The organism is Streptomyces agglomeratus, assembly GCF_001746415.1.
In the GTDB taxonomy this organism is placed as follows: domain Bacteria; phylum Actinomycetota; class Actinomycetes; order Streptomycetales; family Streptomycetaceae; genus Streptomyces; species Streptomyces agglomeratus.
In genome coordinates this window covers 1,759,879-1,774,536 of record NZ_MEHJ01000001.1, presented here as the reverse complement: position 1 = coordinate 1,774,536, position 14,658 = coordinate 1,759,879, and the positions used below count along the sequence as shown (strand labels likewise).

The following is a 14,658-nucleotide window of genomic DNA, read 5'->3' as shown; positions in this document are numbered from 1 at the left end:
GAGCGACGTATGGGCGACTGTTCGGCGTGGGAGGACGTGCCACGCCTCCAGGTACGGCAGTTCACCGACCGGGCCATGCGCGAAGTGCCCTCGCTCGCCCAGGAGATCCTCGACTGCATCTGCCGCGAACACCCCAAGCTGCCCCTGCTGGTCGACGAATCGGGTGAGCTGATCGCCCTCGTCGGCATCCGGCGCGCCCTGGAGGACTTCGTGCAGCACCTGGTGCTGGCGAAGGGGCGCCCGCACGTCCATCTCGAAGTCTTCCAGGACTTCGGGCGCGGCGAGGGCCAGCACGGCCGCTCCCTCGACTCCCTCCAGGCCATGTACCGGCTCGGCGTCCGGCTCGCCTGGCGGCGGCTGGCCGAGATCGGGCAGCAGGTACGCATCCCGCCGCCCGCCATGTACGAACTCGCCGAGTCCGGATTCGCCTTCCTGGACGGGCTGGTGGACCAGACGATACGGGGGTACGCCGAGGCCGCCGCGCGGCAGGCGGGCGAGCGGCTCCGGCTCCAGCGCAAGCTCACGCAGGCACTGGTCGCCGAGTACGGCGAGCCCGACGGCCCCGCCCGCACCCGCTCGCTCGCCGAACACGCCGCCCGGATCGGCTGGCCGCTGCCCGAGCGGGTCGCCGTGGGGGTGCTGCTGCGGCCGGCGCGGGAGTGCGTCGCACCGGCCGTGGGGCAGGGCGTACTCCTCGACATGGAGAGCGAGCAGCCGCTGATTATCGTGCCCGATCCGGGGCTGGCGGGACGGCCGGAGCTGCTGCGCCGGTCGATGAAGGGCTGGTCGGGGGCGATCGGACCCGCGGTGGCGCTGACGGAGGCCGCGAAGTCGCTGCGCTGGGCGGCCGCCGCCGTGCGGCTCATGGAGCGGGGGCTGCTGCCGTCCGGGCGGCTGCTGCACACCGCCGAGTACACCGAGGCGCTGGTCCTGCTGCCGCCCGAGGAGCTGATCGGCGACCTGACGCGCCGCTGCCTCGCCCCGCTCGACGGCTGCGGCCCCACCCAGGGGCGGCGGCTCGCGGAGACGCTGCTGGCGTGGCTGGAGACCCGGGGCGGGGCGCCGGAGGTGGCGGCCAGGCTCGGCGTACATCCGCAGACCGTGCGCTACCGGATGCGGCAGATCCGGGAGCTGTGGGGCGACGAGGTGGACGACCCCGACCGCCGCTTCGAGCTCGAACTGGTGCTGCGGGCCCAGCGATTACGGGGCGAGCTGAGCGAGCCGATCCGGTGAGCGGCGGACATGGCTCCGCCCCCGGTGCTGTGCGGTCCCGGGGGCGGAGAACGGGGGTACGGCGGTGATCAGCCGCGCAGCTGCTCGTACGCGGGCAGCGTGAGGAAGTCCGCGTAGTCCTCGTCGAGCGAGACGGTGAGCAGCAGGTCGTGCGCCTGCTGCCACCGGCCGGCGGCGAACGCCTCCTCGCCGATCTCCGCGCGGATCGCGGCCAGTTCGCCGGCGGCGATCTCGCGGGTCAGTTCCGGGGTCGCCTTGCGGCCGTTCTCGAAGACGACGCCCGCGTTGATCCACTGCCAGATCTGCGAGCGGGAGATCTCCGCCGTGGCGGCGTCCTCCATCAGGTTGAAGATGGCGACGGCGCCCAGGCCCCGCAGCCACGCCTCGATGTAGCGGATGCCGACCTGGACGGCCGAGACGAGGCCCTCGTACGTCGGGACCGCGTCCAGCGAGTCGATGGCGATCAGGTCGCCGGGAGCCACCGAGACGTCCTCGCGCAGCCGGTCCTTCTGGTTCGGCTTCTCGCCCAGGACCGCGTCGAAGGACGCCATCGCGATCGGCACCAGGTCCGGGTGCGCGACCCAGGAGCCGTCGAAGCCGTCGGCGGCCTCGCGGTCCTTGTCCGCCTTGACCTTCTCGAAGGCGACCTTGTTGACCTCGGCGTCCTTGCGGGACGGGATGAAGGCCGCCATGCCGCCGATCGCGTGCGCGCCGCGCTTGTGGCACGTACGGACGAGCAGCTCGGTGTACGCCCGCATGAACGGGGCCGTCATGGTGACCGCGTTGCGGTCCGGCAGGACGAACTTCGCCCCGCCGTCACGGAAGTTCTTGACGATGGAGAAGAGGTAGTCCCAGCGGCCCGCGTTGAGGCCCGCCGCGTGGTCGCGCAGCTCGTAGAGGATCTCCTCCATCTCGTACGCCGCCGTGATCGTCTCGATCAGGACGGTCGCGCGGACGGTGCCCTGCGGGATGCCGACGTAGTCCTGCGCGAAGACGAAGATGTCGTTCCACAGCCGCGCTTCGAGGTGCGACTCGGTCTTCGGCAGGTAAAAGTACGGGCCCTTGCCGAGCTCGATGAGCCGCTTGGCGTTGTGGAAGAAGTACAGGCCGAAGTCGACGAGGGCGCCGGGCACCGCACGGCCGTCGAACCGCAGGTGGCGCTCGTCGAGGTGCCAGCCGCGCGGCCGCATGACGACGGTCGCCAGCTCCTCGGCCGGCTTGAGGGCGTACGTCTTGCCGGACCCGGGGTCGGTGAAGTCGATCTTGCGCGTGTACGCGTCGATCAGGTTGCGCTGGCCGAGGACGACGTTCTCCCAGGTGGGGGCGGACGCGTCCTCGAAGTCGGCGAGCCAGACCTTGGCGCCCGAGTTGAGGGCGTTGATGGTCATCTTGCGGTCGGTCGGACCGGTGATCTCCACGCGGCGGTCGTTGAGCGCGGCCGGGGCCGGCGCGACCTTCCAGTCGCCCTCACGGACCTGTGCGGTGTCCGGGAGGAAGTCGAGCGTGGACGTGCGGGCGATCTCGGCGCGGCGCTCGGCGCGGCGGGCGAGCAGCTCGTCACGGCGGGGCGTGAACAGCCGGTGCAGCTCGGCCACGAAGGCGAGAGCCGCGTCGGTCAGGACCTCTTCCTGCCTCGGCAGGGGCTCGGCATCGACGATGGCCAGCGGGGACGGCGCTGGTGCGGACATGAGCTGTCACTCCTTACGCGGGCGAGGCCTGCCGGCCGCCGGGACGCCTGAGAACGGCACTAAGTGCCATGGCTCCGAGGTACGGTCGCGGGCGCCGCCGAGTGGTGCAGGGCGCTTCTGACGTGTGGATAGTAGTTTCCTCATGGTGGAAGTTCAACGGTCTGTTGATATCGAGATTCTCCGGGTCGACAGAAACTGGCGCTCAGTGCCACCCCGGTCACTCCAAGTGGAACAGGTCCTCCGGCGTGTCGATGTCGTACGCCGCGGCCACGTCCCCGCACTCGACGAGCGTGACCGCGCCCTCGTGCTGCTTCAGATAGGCGCGTGCCCCCCGGTCGCCCGTCGCAGTCCTCACGATGTCCGCCCACCGCCCGGCGCCGAAGAGCACCGGATGCCCCCGCTTCCCGTCGTACGCCGCCGCCACCAGGCTCGACGGCGAGCGGTACGCCGCCACCACCCGGCCCACCGCCGCCGCGCCGATCCCCGGCTGGTCGACCAGCGAGACCAGCGCCGCCCCGGCCCCCGTACCCGCCAGGGAAGCCAGACCGGCCCGCAGCGACGAGCCCATCCCCTCGTCCCACTCCGGGTTGTCGACCAGCACGCAGCCGCTCAGGTCGGCGTGCTCGCGGACCTGGTCCGCCGCCGCGCCCAGCACCACGTGCACCGGGCCGCAGCCGCCCTCGCGCAGTACGCGTACCGCGTGCTCGACGAGCGGCCGCCCCCGGTGCTCCAGCAGCGCCTTCGGCCGGCCGCCGAGCCGCCGCCCGGCGCCGGCCGCGAGCAGCAGGCCCGCGACGGACCCGGGCCCGTCGTCCTGTGTGAGTGCCATGGGATCTGCATACCTCATCAGGACCGGCGTCGACGGCCCGTCCTTGGATAGGGTGCCGTTCGATATCGGTGTTCTGCGTGGGAGACATGAGTTGATGAGTGGTCAGCAGCCGGACCGGGGCAGTGCCTCCCAGGTGTTCCAGCCTCTCGCGGGGGACGACCCGACCACCATCTCCGGATACCGGCTGGCCGCCAGGCTCGGCGCGGGCGGCATGGGCAAGGTGTACCTGTCGTACACGCCGGGAGGCCGCCCCGTCGCCATCAAGGTGATCCGGCCCGAGTTCGGCGAGGACCCCGAGTTCCGCCGCCGGTTCGCCCAGGAAGTGAAGTCGGCGCAGCGGGTGCAGGGACTGTTCACCGCGCCCGTCATCGACGCCGACACGGACGGCGCGCAGCCCTGGCTGGCCACCGCCTACGTACCGGGGCCCTCGCTCGCCGACGCCGTCGTCACGCACGGGGCGCTGCCCGTCGAGGCGGTGCTGCTGCTGATCGCGGGCATGGCCGAGGCGCTGCACGTCATCCACGGCGCCGGCATCGTGCACCGCGACCTCAAGCCCTCCAACGTGCTGCTCGCCGCCGACGGCCCCCGGGTCATCGACTTCGGTATCGCGTACGCCGCCGACGCGACCTCGCTCACCGGCAGCGGCGTCACCATCGGCACCCCGTCGTTCATGGCCCCGGAGCAGGCCGCCGGGAAGAGGGTGACCCCGGCCACCGACGTCTTCGCCCTCGGCCAGGTCGCGGCGTACGCGGCGACCGGATCGCCGGCCTTCGGCGAAGGCACCTCGCACGGGGTGCTCTACCGGATCGTCCACGAGGAGCCCGACCTCAGCGGCGTCCCCGAGCGGCTGATGGAGCTGGTCGGCCGCTGCCTCGCCAAGGACCCGGCGGACAGGCCCTCGGTCACCGAGGTCATCGGGCTCTGCCAGACCGCCAACGCCGAGACGGTCCTGCGCCGCCCGGAGGACTGGCTGCCGGGCGCGGTCGCCGCCGACATCACGGTACGCGCGGCCGCCCCCGCGCCGGACCGGACGCCGCCCCCGCCGTCCGCCCCGCCCGTGGCCTACTCGCCCACCACGCCCGTCGCCCCGGCGACGCCGCCCCCCGGCTTCGGCCCGCCCGCGCAGCATCAGCCGCCCCACCCGCCTCAGCAGTACAGCACCCCGCCGCCGCAGTCCCACGGCCACGCCTACGCCCCCACCCACGTGCCGACGCACCACCAGACGTACCCCGGGCACCCCGTGCCCCCGGCGCCCCAGCCCCGCAAGAGCGGAGCCAAGGGCCTGCTGGTCGCCCTCGCCGCCGTGCTGCTGCTCGGCGTCGCGGGCGGCGCCACCGTGTACTCCCTGCTCGAGGACGACGGCAAGCGGGCGGCGGGCAGCGGCGCCCCGCAGGACGAGCGGACCGCTGACGGCGCGCGGGAGGCCGGCTCGAAGGACACCACGCCCACGGACGCCGACCCGAAGCCGAAGCCGGAGCCCCGGCCCGACCCGGAGCCCGCCGACTACAAGGGCATCGACCTCACCGCCGGATACCACCTGTCCCTCGCCGACGACGACATCCGGCCCCAGAGCGGCGAGGACGGCTCGTACGACCTCTCCTACGACACCGGTGGATACCTCGACGCGGAAAGCGAGGGCGGCACCCTGGTGCTGCTCGACCCGGGGCAGGAGGGATCACTCGCCGCCTGTCGCGCCGACACCCGCTTCACCGAAACGGTCTATGTGAACAAGCTCTCGAAGGGGCGGCAGGTCTGCGTCACGACGGGCACGGGACACATGGGCGTCGTGACGGTCCAGGGCTTCTCCGCCGAGGATTCGCCCAGTACGTACATGACGCTGGACCTGACCGTCTGGCGCAACGCCGCCGCCACCGGCTCGGGCGGCTGAGCGGGGCCAAGTGGCGTAGCGCCCTCCGGTTGGCGTTAACTGACCCCCGGCCCCCGGGTACGGCGTCCGACCAGCGGCGTACGGGGCTGAACCACTGGCAGGACCTGCACGTGGCTGTGCGAGGGGGAGAGACCTTGTTGAGAAGTGTGGAACAGAAGTGCGTGACGGGAAACGGCGAGGACCCGCGCGTGACGGAGCTGCGTGCCGCCGTCTCGCGGCTGCGCCGTGAACTGGCCGCCCACCCCGCGGAACTGCCCGACCGGGGCGTCGCGGAGGACGAACTGGCGGCGCTGCACGCGATGGCGCTCAGCGGCGCACCGGAGATCATGCGCCTGCGGCGTTCGCTGCTGCTGGTCGCCGGGTCGGTCGGCTCGGTCAGCGCGCTGGCCCAGGCGCTGACCCAGGTGCGCCAGGTCGTCGAGCTGTTCGGGCGCGGCGACGGATGAGGTGAGGGCAGGGCGAGGGGCGGACCGGTACTCCCGGTCCGCCCCTTCCGTCTTTCCCGGCGGTCATCGCCGGATCAGCCGGCGGGACGTCGCGGCCGCCACCGCGGACGTGCGCGAGTCCACGCCCAACTTGGCGTAGACGTGCACCAGATGGGACTTGACCGTCGCCTGGCTGAGGAAGAGCCTCTTGCTGATCTGCTGGTTGGACAGACCGTCGCCGACCAGCTGGAGCACCTCCAGCTCGCGCCGGGTCAGCGCCTGCCCCGGCGTCCGCATCCGGTCCATCAGCCGGTGCGCGACGGCCGGCGCCAGCGCGGACTGTCCGGCCGCCGCCGTGCGCACCGCGGCCGACAGCTCCTCCGGCGGCGCGTCCTTGAGTAGATAGCCGCTCGCTCCCGCCTCCACCGCCGCCAGGATGTCGGCGTCCGTGTCGTACGTCGTCAGGACGAGCACCCGGGGCGATCCGGGCCGCGCGGTGATCGCGGCGGTCGCCTCGGCCCCGTGCATCCTGCCCGGCCCGAACTGGAGGTCCATCAGCACGACGTCGCAGTCACCGGCCGCCGCGAGTTCCACCGCCCGCTCCGCCGTCGCCGCCTCCGCGACGACGAGCAAGTCCTCCTCGGTGTCGAGCACGGCGCGCAGGCCCGCCCGTACGACGGGATGGTCGTCGGCCAGCAGCAGGCGGACGGGGGTGCCGGGCGGCCTCATGAGGGGCCTCCCGGGTCTCCGGACGGCAGGGGGAGGGTGATCGCGACGGCCGTGCCCCGGCCCGGCGCCGACTCGACGCTCAGCGTGCCGCCGAGCGAACGCGCCCGCGAGCGCATCGCGGGCAGGCCGAAACCGCCGCCCCGGGGCGGGGGCGGAGCCAGCGGATCGAAGCCCGCGCCGTCGTCGACGACGTCCAGCGCCACCGAGGTCTCCATGAAGCTCAAGGTGATCTCGGCGCGCGCGGCGCCCGCGTGCCGCACCGTGTTGGCGAGCGCGGACTGGGCGACGCGCAGCAGGGCCACCTCGTACGGAGTGGGCAGCCGCACCGGCGTACCGCTCACGCCGAACCGCACGGCGGGCCCCGGTGTCGACGCGCACAGCCGCTCCAGGGCGGCGGGCAGTGAGGCGTGCTCCAGGTCGGGCGGTGGCAGCGCCCGTACGAAGCGGCGCGCCTCGGCGAGATTGTCCCGCGCGGCCTCGCGGGCCTGCCGGACGTGGGCGGCGGCAGGATCACCGACGGGCAGGGTGCGTTCGGCGGCGCGCAGCAGGAGCTGGATGCTGGACAGGCCCTGGGCGAGCGTGTCGTGGATCTCGCGGGCCAGCCGCTCGCGCTCGGCCAGCGTCCCGGCCGTCCGCTCGGCGGCGGCGAGGTCCTCACGGGTCGCGAGCAGCTCGTCGATGAGTTCGCGGCGCCGCTCGCTCTCCCGGTACAGCGCCTGGTAGCCCAGAACCGTCGCCACGGCGACGGCGGCGCCGAGCAGCGGCCCGATGAACGTACCGGGTGTCACCGTCTGTCCGTGCAGCACGAAGCCGCCGATGGCGGCGGCCGCCGTCGCGGCGACCGCGCCCAGGCCCCAGCGCGTCGGAAGCAGATGCAACTGAAGGAAGTACAGCGGGAACGCCGCCCACAGCCCGTCCGGGGACAGCGAGAGGAGTATCAGCCAGGCGAGGCCCAGCGCTCCGAGCCAGCCGGCCGCGGTCCGGGGCGAGCGGTCTACGGCCGGGCTCAGCGCCCCGACCGTGTAGACGACGGCCGTCGTGACGGCCGCGAGGACCACCGCCGTCGCGTGCGGGGCGCCGTCGGCCACGGCCTTGACGGCGGCGAGCGCGATCAGTCCGCCGAGCAGTGCGTGCAAGCACAGGCGCAGGGCCCGCACTACGGGGGTGAGCGGGCGTTCGGGGAGACAGAAGCCGGCGGGGGGAGGGCCGGCGAGGGAGGAGCTGGGGTTCATGGCCCCTTCAGCGTAGGGCTCCGGCGCAGTCGCCCCGTCAATCAAAGGATTGATGTCGGGGCGATCAGGGGCGCGATGTCCCCGGCGCCCTCCGCCGACCGTCCGGGAAACATGTTTGTCGCATGGAAAGACATCCGGTCCGCACTGATGGGCACGGTGGTGACGGCGGCGGACGGCCGCCTCTCGGCGGCCGTCGCACCGCGCTGAACCGCGGCCTGCGGGCTGATCAGCCCTGCGTGCCGTTGCTGGTGAGTACGACCGACAGGTCCTGGGCGACTTCCTGGAGTATCGGGACGATCTTCTCGGTTGCCGCCTCCGTGACGCGGCCCGCCGGCCCGGAGATCGAGATCGCGGCGGCGGTGGGGGAGTTGGGCACCGGGACCGCGAGGCAGCGGACGCCGATCTCCTGCTCGCCGTCGTCCACGGCGTAACCGGCCCTGCGGACCTGCTCCAGGGCGTCCAGGAAGCCCTCGGGCGTGGTGATCGTCTTCTCGGTGGCGGTCGGCATGCCCGTACGGGCGAGCAGCGCGCGCACCTCCTCCGGCGGGGTGTGCGCGAGCAGCGCCTTGCCCACGCCGGTGGAGTGCGGGAGGACCCGGCGGCCGACCTCGGTGAACATCCGCATCGAGTGCTTTGAGGGCACCTGGGCGACGTACACGATCTCGTCGCCGTCCAGCAGCGCCATGTTCGCGGTCTCGCCGGTCTCCTCGACCAGGCGCGCGAGGTACGGGCGGGCCCAGGTGCCGAGGAGCCGGGACGCGCTCTCGCCGAGGCGGATCAGGCGCGGGCCGAGCGAGTAGCGGCGGTTCGTCTGCTGGCGTACGTAGCCGCAGGCGACCAGCGTGCGCATCAGACGGTGGATCGTGGGGAGCGGCAGGCCGCTGCTGGCCGACAGCTCGCTGAGCCCGACCTCGCCGCCCGCGTCGGCCATCCGCTCCAGCAGGTCGAAGGCGCGCTCAAGCGACTGCACACCACCGCTGGGCGCGGCAGATTTGGAAGCGTCGGTGGTGGCGTTGGACGACGGCACGTCAACGGTCCTTTCGAGGCGGATGGGCAAGGCAGCAGCCTACCCGCCGCCTGCGCGGAGCACACGGTCTACGTCAAGACGTCCCCGCCGGTCAGAGGGTGTTTGTCCCTGTGTCGGCGGTCACCCCGGACGATCCGGCGGAGCTCTTCTTGTACGTATCCACCTTCTGCTGCATGAAATTCTACTTCCACTCTGTGGAAACATCCAAGTGCTCTGTTCCGACCTCCGGGGCGGCCCGTCCGAAGGTCCGCCGCGACACGCGGCCACGAGGAGCGGATCGTGGTCAGCGGGGCCGTATTCATGATCCCCGCGCAGGTCACAGGGGTCTCAGGGGCTGAGGAGGGTCTTGACGGGCCGGACCCCGGAGTGAAGACTCCTTCAACAGTTCGTTGAAATTCAGGGCTGAATTCCTCTGTACGGAAGTGAGGGACAGAGTGTCCGACGTGGACCTGGTACTGCGCTCGACGCGCGTCATCACCCCGGACGGGACGCGCGCCGCATCGGTCGCCGTCGCCGACGGGAAGATCACGGCGGTGCTGCCGTACGACGCCGAGGTGCCGGCCGGAGCCCGGCTGGAGGACTTCGCGGACGACGTCCTGCTCCCCGGCCTCGTCGACACCCACGTCCACGTGAACGACCCGGGCCGCACCGCGTGGGAAGGCTTCTGGACCGCCACCCGCGCCGCCGCGGCGGGCGGCATCACCACGCTCCTCGACATGCCGCTCAACTCCCTCCCGCCGACCACCACGGTCGACCACCTGCGCACCAAGCAGGACGTCGCCCGCAGCAAGGCGCACATCGACGTCGGCTTCTGGGGCGGCGCGATCCCCTCCAACGTGAAGGACCTGCGACCGCTGTACGACGCCGGCGTCTTCGGCTTCAAGTGCTTCCTGTCGCCCTCGGGCGTGGAGGAGTTCCCGGAACTCGACCAGGAGCAGCTCGCCCGGTCGATGGCGGAGATCGCCGGCTTCGGCGGTCAGCTGATCGTGCACGCCGAGGACCCGCACCACCTGGAGGCCGCCCCGCAGAGGAGCGGCCCCGCGTACGCCGACTTCCTCGCCTCACGGCCGCGCGACGCCGAGAACACCGCGATCGAGAACCTGATCGCGCACGCCAGACGCCTCGGCGCCCGCGTCCACGTCCTGCACCTGTCGTCCTCGGACGCGCTGCCGCTGATCGCCGCGGCCAAGCGGGACGGCGTACGGATCACCGTCGAGTCCTGCCCGCACTTCCTCACCCTCACGGCCGAGGAAGTCCCGGACGGCGCCACCGAGTTCAAGTGCTGCCCGCCGATCCGCGAGGCCGAGAACCAGGACGCCCTGTGGGACGGGCTCGCGGACGGGACGATCGACTGCGTCGTCTCCGACCACTCGCCCTGCACCACGGACCTCAAGACCCCCGACTTCGCCTCCGCCTGGGGCGGCATCTCCTCGCTCCAGCTGGGCCTGCCCGCGATCTGGACCGAGGCGAGGCGCCGCGGCCACTCGCTGGAGGACGTGGTGCGCTGGATGTCCGCCGCGCCCGCCGAGCTCGCGGGCCTGGCGCAGAAGGGCGCCATCGAGGCCGGCCGCGACGCCGACTTCGCGGTCCTCGCGCCCGACGAGACCTTCACCGTCGATCCGGCGGAGCTGCACCACCGCAACCAGGTGACGGCGTACGCCGGCAAGACCCTGCACGGCGTCGTCAGGTCGACGTGGCTGCGGGGCGTACGCATCGCCGACAACGGCACCCTGGCCGAGCCGACCGGCCGGCTGCTCGAAAGGAACAACTGACGTGTCTGACGTGGCGACCCCCTCCTTCACCGGTGACGCGAACCCGTACGGCGGCGGCGACCCGTACGCCGACTACCGCACCGCCGACTTCCCCTTCACCCACTTCGCGGACCTCGCCGACCGGCGGCTCGGCGCGGGCGTGATCGCGGCCAACGACGAGTTCTTCGCTGAGCGCGAGAACATGCTGCGGCCCGGCGCGGCGGAGTTCGACCCGGAGCACTTCGGCCACAAGGGCAAGATCATGGACGGCTGGGAGACCCGCCGCCGCCGTGGCGTCGGCGGCCACCAGCCGCACCCGACGGACGAGGACCACGACTGGGCCCTCGTACGGCTCGGAGCGCCCGGCGTCGTGCGCGGCGTCGTCATCGACACCGCCCACTTCCGTGGCAACTACCCGCAGGCCGTCTCGGTGGAGGCCACCTCGGTACCGGGATCGCCGTCCCCCGACGACCTCCTCTCCGACGACGTGAAGTGGGTGACCCTCGTACCCCGTACGGCGGTCGGCGGCCACGCGGCCAACGGCTTCGCCGTCGGCGTGGAGCAGCGCTTCACCCACCTGCGGGTCAACCAGCACCCCGACGGCGGCATAGCCCGGCTGCGCGTCTACGGCGAGGTCGCGCCCGACCCCGCGTGGCTGGCCACCCTCGGTACGTTCGACCTCGTCGCCCTGGAGAACGGCGGCCGGGTCGAGGACGCCTCCGACCGGTTCTACTCCCCGGCCACCAACACCATCCAGCCGGGCCGCTCGCACAAGATGGACGACGGCTGGGAGACCCGCCGCCGCCGCGACAAGGGCAACGACTGGATCCACTACCACCTGGTGGAGCAGGCCGAGATCCGCGCCGTCGAGATCGACACGGCGTACCTCAAGGGCAACTCGGCCGGCTGGGCGGCGCTTTCGGTACGCGACGGCGCCGACGGCGACTGGACCGAGATCCTGCCCAGGACCCGGCTCCAGCCCGACACGAACCACCGGTTCGTGCTGGGCGGGGTACCGGCGGCGACCGAGGTCCGGATGGACATCTTCCCGGACGGCGGCATCTCCCGCCTGCGCCTGTTCGGTTCCCTGACCGAGGCGGGCGCCTCGCGCCTGGCGGCCCGCCACCAGGAGCTGGGCGGCTGACGCCACCGGCGCCCATGAACGCGGAGTGCACCGGGACGCGACGGCCCCGGTGCACTTCGTCCCCTTCCGCCGGCCCCCGCAGGCCCGCGCCGTGGCGTTACGCCGCGTGGCCGCCGTCGACCACCACCTCGGACCCGGTCATGTAGGCGGCCTCGTCGCTCGCCAGGAACGCCACCACCGACGCCACCTCGTCCGCGCTCCCGAACCGGCCGAGGGCCGTCAGCGCGCTCTGCGACGCGGCGAACGGGCCGTCCGCCGGGTTCATGTCCGTGTCGGTCGGTCCCGGGAGGACGAGGTTGACCGTGATGCCCCGGTCGCCCAGCTCCCGCGCCAGGGCCTTCGTCAGGCCGGTCAGCGCCGCCTTGCTCGTGGTGTAGAGCGTTGCGCCGGGCCCCGCCACCCGCTGGGATACGCAGCTGCCGATGGGAATGATCCGGCCGCCGCGCTCCATCCGGCCGGCGGCGGCCTGCGAGGCCAGGAAGACCGCCCGTACGTTCACGGCCAGCACCTGGTCGATGTCCGCGAGGGTGAGGGTCTCCACCGGGCCGAGTACGCCGATTCCGGCGTTGTTGACCAGGATGTCGAGGCGGCCGAGTTCGTCGGCGGCGCGGCCCACCACGGCGGTGACCGCTGCCGGGTCCGCCGCGTCGGCGTGCAGGGCGATGCCCCGCCGGCCCGTCGACTCGATCTTCTGGACGACCTCCCGGGCGCCCTGCTCGTCCCGTACGTACGTGAGGGCCACGTCCGCGCCCTCCTGCGCCAGCCGCAGGGCGATCGCCGCCCCGATGCCCCGGCTGCCGCCGGTGACGAGAGCCGTCCTGCCGTTCAGTGAAGCCATGTCGAAATGCCTCTTCCCCAGGTCCGTGAAAGTCAGTAGTGGTTGCGGATTCAAGGAAACCGGTGGAGGGCCGACGGTGCTGGCGGCAAACGGACGCGGTGTCCGGGTACGCCGATGAGTTCCGTGCGAGCGTGGAGTCAGAGCTGGTGACACGCGAGGACACGTAACCAAGAAGGGCTGCGGACCATGAAGATCACGCTCACCACGTTCCTCACCCTCGACGGCGTCATGCAGGCGCCGGGCGGCCCCGACGAGGACACGCGCGGCGGGTTCGAGCAGGGCGGCTGGGTGGTCCCCTTCGCCGGCGAGGGCATGAACCGTTTCGTGACCGGGGTGTTCGACCGCGTCGACGCGTTCCTGCTCGGACGGCGGACGTACGAGATCTTCGCCGGGTACTGGCCGAAGGTCACCGACGAGAACGACCCGGTGGCCGGCCGGCTCAACGCCCTGCCGAAGTACGTCGCGTCCACGACCCTGGAAAAGGCCGACTGGAACAACTCGACCGTCATCGCCGGGGACGTCGCACAAGAGGTCGCGCGGCTCAAGGAGTTGCCGGGCCGCGAGCTCCAGATCCACGGCAGCGGCGCGCTCGCGCGGTCCCTGATGCGCCACGACCTCATCGACGAGTACAACCTGCTGTACTTCCCCGTCGTGCTCGGCGCGGGGCAGCGGCTGTTCGACGACGGCGGACTGCCGACCTCGTTCGAGCTGACGCAGAGCAGCACCACCGAGTCCGGGATCGCCATCCACACGTACCGGCTCGCCGGCCGGGCGTCGTACGGCACATTCGCGCTCGACGAGTGAGGGCCGCGCCGCTACGGTGATCGTTCCGCGTGCGAGCCGCCGAAGTCTCCACACCGCCTTTCCCGGGGGAGACCGCGACCGTGGCCGCCGCAGCATCGCCGAACGCCGTAGCCGTAACCACGCCCGCGTCCACGACCGCGCCCGGCCCGGCACCCGCACCCGGCCCCGGGGTCGCGTCGTCGGGCGGGGCCGCGTGGCTCACCGACCTGCCCGTCCTGCTCGTCGCCGTCGTCTGGGGCGCGAGCTACCTCGCGGCCAAGGACATCACCAGCGCCCGGACCGTGGTCGCCGTCCTGGTCCTGCGCTTCGCCCTCGTCCTGCCGGTGCTCGTCGCCGTCGGCCTGCGCAAGCTGCGCACGCTGACCGCCGCGCAGTGGCGCGGCGCGGGGGCGCTCGGGCTCGTACTGAGCGTGATCTTCCTGCTGGAGACGTACGGTGTCGTGCACACCTCGGCGACCAACGCCGGGCTCATCATCAGCCTCACCATGATCTTCACGCCGCTCGCCGAGGCCGTGGTCACGCGGACCAGACCGCCCCGGGCGTTTCTCGGCGCGGCGGGGCTCTCCGTGGTCGGAGTGGTGCTCCTGACGCAGGGCGGCGGCTTCACCGCGCCCTCGCTGGGCGACCTGCTGATGCTGCTGGCGGCGCTCGCCCGTACCGTGCACGTGCTCGCCATGGCCCGGACGAAGTCCGTGCGCGGCGCGGACGCGCTGTCGCTGACGACGGTGCAACTGGGCGGCGCTGTGGCGGTGTTCGTGGTCCTGGCCGCCGTCCCCGGCACCGGCCCGGCGCCCTGGACCGTCGCGGCGGGCTTCGGGCCGCGCGAGTGGGCGGGGCTGGTTTTCCTCTCCGTCTTCTGCACGCTCTTCGCGTTCTTCACGCAGATGTGGGCGGTACGCCGTACCTCCCCCTCCCGCGTCAGCCTCCTCCTCGGCACGGAGCCCCTGTGGGCGGCGGCGGCCGGCATCGCGATCGGCGGCGAACGGCTCGGCGCGGTCGGCCTCCTGGGCGGCGTACTGGTGCTGGCCGGGACGACATGGGGACGACGGGCGGTGGCCCGGCCGTAGCCC

13 protein-coding genes are annotated in these 14,658 nt (G+C 72.6%); 7 read left to right on the top strand and 6 right to left on the bottom strand.

Annotated features, from left to right (window positions below; all coding sequences use genetic code 11):
• Positions 1-9: 9 nt before the first annotated feature.
• Positions 10-1,233, top strand: a complete 1,224-nt coding sequence (locus AS594_RS07495; RefSeq protein ID WP_069930331.1) for a PucR-like N-terminal domain-containing protein — start codon at positions 10-12, stop codon at positions 1,231-1,233.
• A gap of 68 nt (positions 1,234-1,301) precedes the next feature.
• Here the strand turns inward: AS594_RS07495 and aceB are convergent, their stop codons facing one another.
• Together aceB and AS594_RS07485 are read right to left on the bottom strand one after the other, a co-directional pair.
• Entirely contained in the window at positions 1,302-2,921 is a 1,620-nt protein-coding gene (aceB, locus tag AS594_RS07490) for a malate synthase A (protein ID WP_069926237.1), read from the bottom strand.
• Between the two features lie 217 nt (positions 2,922-3,138).
• Complete coding sequence (locus AS594_RS07485) at positions 3,139-3,750, bottom strand: nucleotidyltransferase family protein (RefSeq protein ID WP_069926236.1); 612 nt, start codon at positions 3,748-3,750, stop codon at positions 3,139-3,141.
• Positions 3,751-3,844: 94 nt separating this feature from the next.
• Between AS594_RS07485 and AS594_RS07480 the strand changes: the two genes are divergently transcribed.
• Both AS594_RS07480 and AS594_RS07475 read left to right on the top strand, forming a co-directional pair.
• On the top strand, positions 3,845-5,638 hold the full coding sequence (locus tag AS594_RS07480; RefSeq protein ID WP_069926235.1) for a serine/threonine-protein kinase: 1,794 nt from the start codon (positions 3,845-3,847) through the stop codon (positions 5,636-5,638).
• Positions 5,639-5,772: 134 nt separating this feature from the next.
• Positions 5,773-6,084, top strand: coding sequence for a DUF5955 family protein (locus AS594_RS07475; protein WP_069933258.1), 312 nt, complete (start codon positions 5,773-5,775; stop codon positions 6,082-6,084).
• 63 nt (positions 6,085-6,147) lie between these two features.
• Here AS594_RS07475 and AS594_RS07470 read toward each other — a convergent pair whose 3' ends face one another.
• The 3 genes from AS594_RS07470 to AS594_RS07460 all read right to left on the bottom strand — a co-directional run bounded on the left by AS594_RS07470 (position 6,148) and on the right by AS594_RS07460 (position 9,051).
• Complete coding sequence (locus tag AS594_RS07470) at positions 6,148-6,792, bottom strand: response regulator (protein ID WP_069926233.1); 645 nt, start codon at positions 6,790-6,792, stop codon at positions 6,148-6,150.
• Positions 6,789-8,024, bottom strand: coding sequence for a sensor histidine kinase (locus AS594_RS07465; protein ID WP_079144750.1), 1,236 nt, complete (start codon positions 8,022-8,024; stop codon positions 6,789-6,791). Before AS594_RS07465 ends, AS594_RS07470 begins: the two co-directional genes overlap by 4 nt.
• A gap of 226 nt (positions 8,025-8,250) precedes the next feature.
• Positions 8,251-9,051 carry an IclR family transcriptional regulator gene (locus AS594_RS07460; RefSeq protein WP_069933259.1) on the bottom strand — a complete coding sequence of 267 codons (801 nt, stop codon included), beginning with the start codon at positions 9,049-9,051 and terminating at the stop codon, positions 8,251-8,253.
• Positions 9,052-9,485: 434 nt separating this feature from the next.
• Between AS594_RS07460 and allB the strand changes: the two genes are divergently transcribed.
• Both allB and alc read left to right on the top strand, forming a co-directional pair.
• Entirely contained in the window at positions 9,486-10,823 is a 1,338-nt protein-coding gene (allB, locus tag AS594_RS07455) for an allantoinase AllB (RefSeq protein WP_069926231.1), read from the top strand.
• 1 nt (position 10,824) lies between these two features.
• Positions 10,825-11,946 carry an allantoicase gene (alc, locus tag AS594_RS07450; protein ID WP_069926230.1) on the top strand — a complete coding sequence of 374 codons (1,122 nt, stop codon included), beginning with the start codon at positions 10,825-10,827 and terminating at the stop codon, positions 11,944-11,946.
• A gap of 97 nt (positions 11,947-12,043) precedes the next feature.
• Here the strand turns inward: alc and AS594_RS07445 are convergent, their stop codons facing one another.
• Positions 12,044-12,784 carry an SDR family NAD(P)-dependent oxidoreductase gene (locus AS594_RS07445; RefSeq protein WP_069926229.1) on the bottom strand — a complete coding sequence of 247 codons (741 nt, stop codon included), beginning with the start codon at positions 12,782-12,784 and terminating at the stop codon, positions 12,044-12,046.
• A 186-nt stretch (positions 12,785-12,970) separates the two neighbouring features.
• Between AS594_RS07445 and AS594_RS07440 the strand changes: the two genes are divergently transcribed.
• The gene (locus tag AS594_RS07440) at positions 12,971-13,588 is read left to right on the top strand and encodes a dihydrofolate reductase family protein (protein ID WP_069933260.1); all 618 of its coding nucleotides are present in this window, start codon (positions 12,971-12,973) and stop codon (positions 13,586-13,588) included.
• Positions 13,589-13,794: 206 nt separating this feature from the next.
• Positions 13,795-14,655 (top strand): DMT family transporter, encoded by an 861-nt coding sequence (locus AS594_RS07435; RefSeq protein WP_069930329.1) that lies wholly within the window; start codon positions 13,795-13,797, stop codon positions 14,653-14,655.
• Positions 14,656-14,658: the final 3 nt, after the last annotated feature.

Excerpts from the sequence above, each read along its gene's own strand:
- AS594_RS07495 (WP_069930331.1), top strand. The coding sequence starts at position 10 with ATGGGCGACTGTTCGGCGTGGGAGGACGTGCCACGCCTCCAGGTACGG.
- aceB (WP_069926237.1), bottom strand. The coding sequence starts at position 2,921 with ATGTCCGCACCAGCGCCGTCCCCGCTGGCCATCGTCGATGCCGAGCCC.
- AS594_RS07485 (WP_069926236.1), bottom strand. The coding sequence starts at position 3,750 with ATGGCACTCACACAGGACGACGGGCCCGGGTCCGTCGCGGGCCTGCTG.
- AS594_RS07480 (WP_069926235.1), top strand. The coding sequence starts at position 3,845 with ATGAGTGGTCAGCAGCCGGACCGGGGCAGTGCCTCCCAGGTGTTCCAG.
- AS594_RS07470 (WP_069926233.1), bottom strand. The coding sequence starts at position 6,792 with ATGAGGCCGCCCGGCACCCCCGTCCGCCTGCTGCTGGCCGACGACCAT.
- AS594_RS07465 (WP_079144750.1), bottom strand. The coding sequence starts at position 8,024 with ATGAACCCCAGCTCCTCCCTCGCCGGCCCTCCCCCCGCCGGCTTCTGT.
- AS594_RS07445 (WP_069926229.1), bottom strand. The coding sequence starts at position 12,784 with ATGGCTTCACTGAACGGCAGGACGGCTCTCGTCACCGGCGGCAGCCGG.
- AS594_RS07440 (WP_069933260.1), top strand. The coding sequence starts at position 12,971 with ATGAAGATCACGCTCACCACGTTCCTCACCCTCGACGGCGTCATGCAG.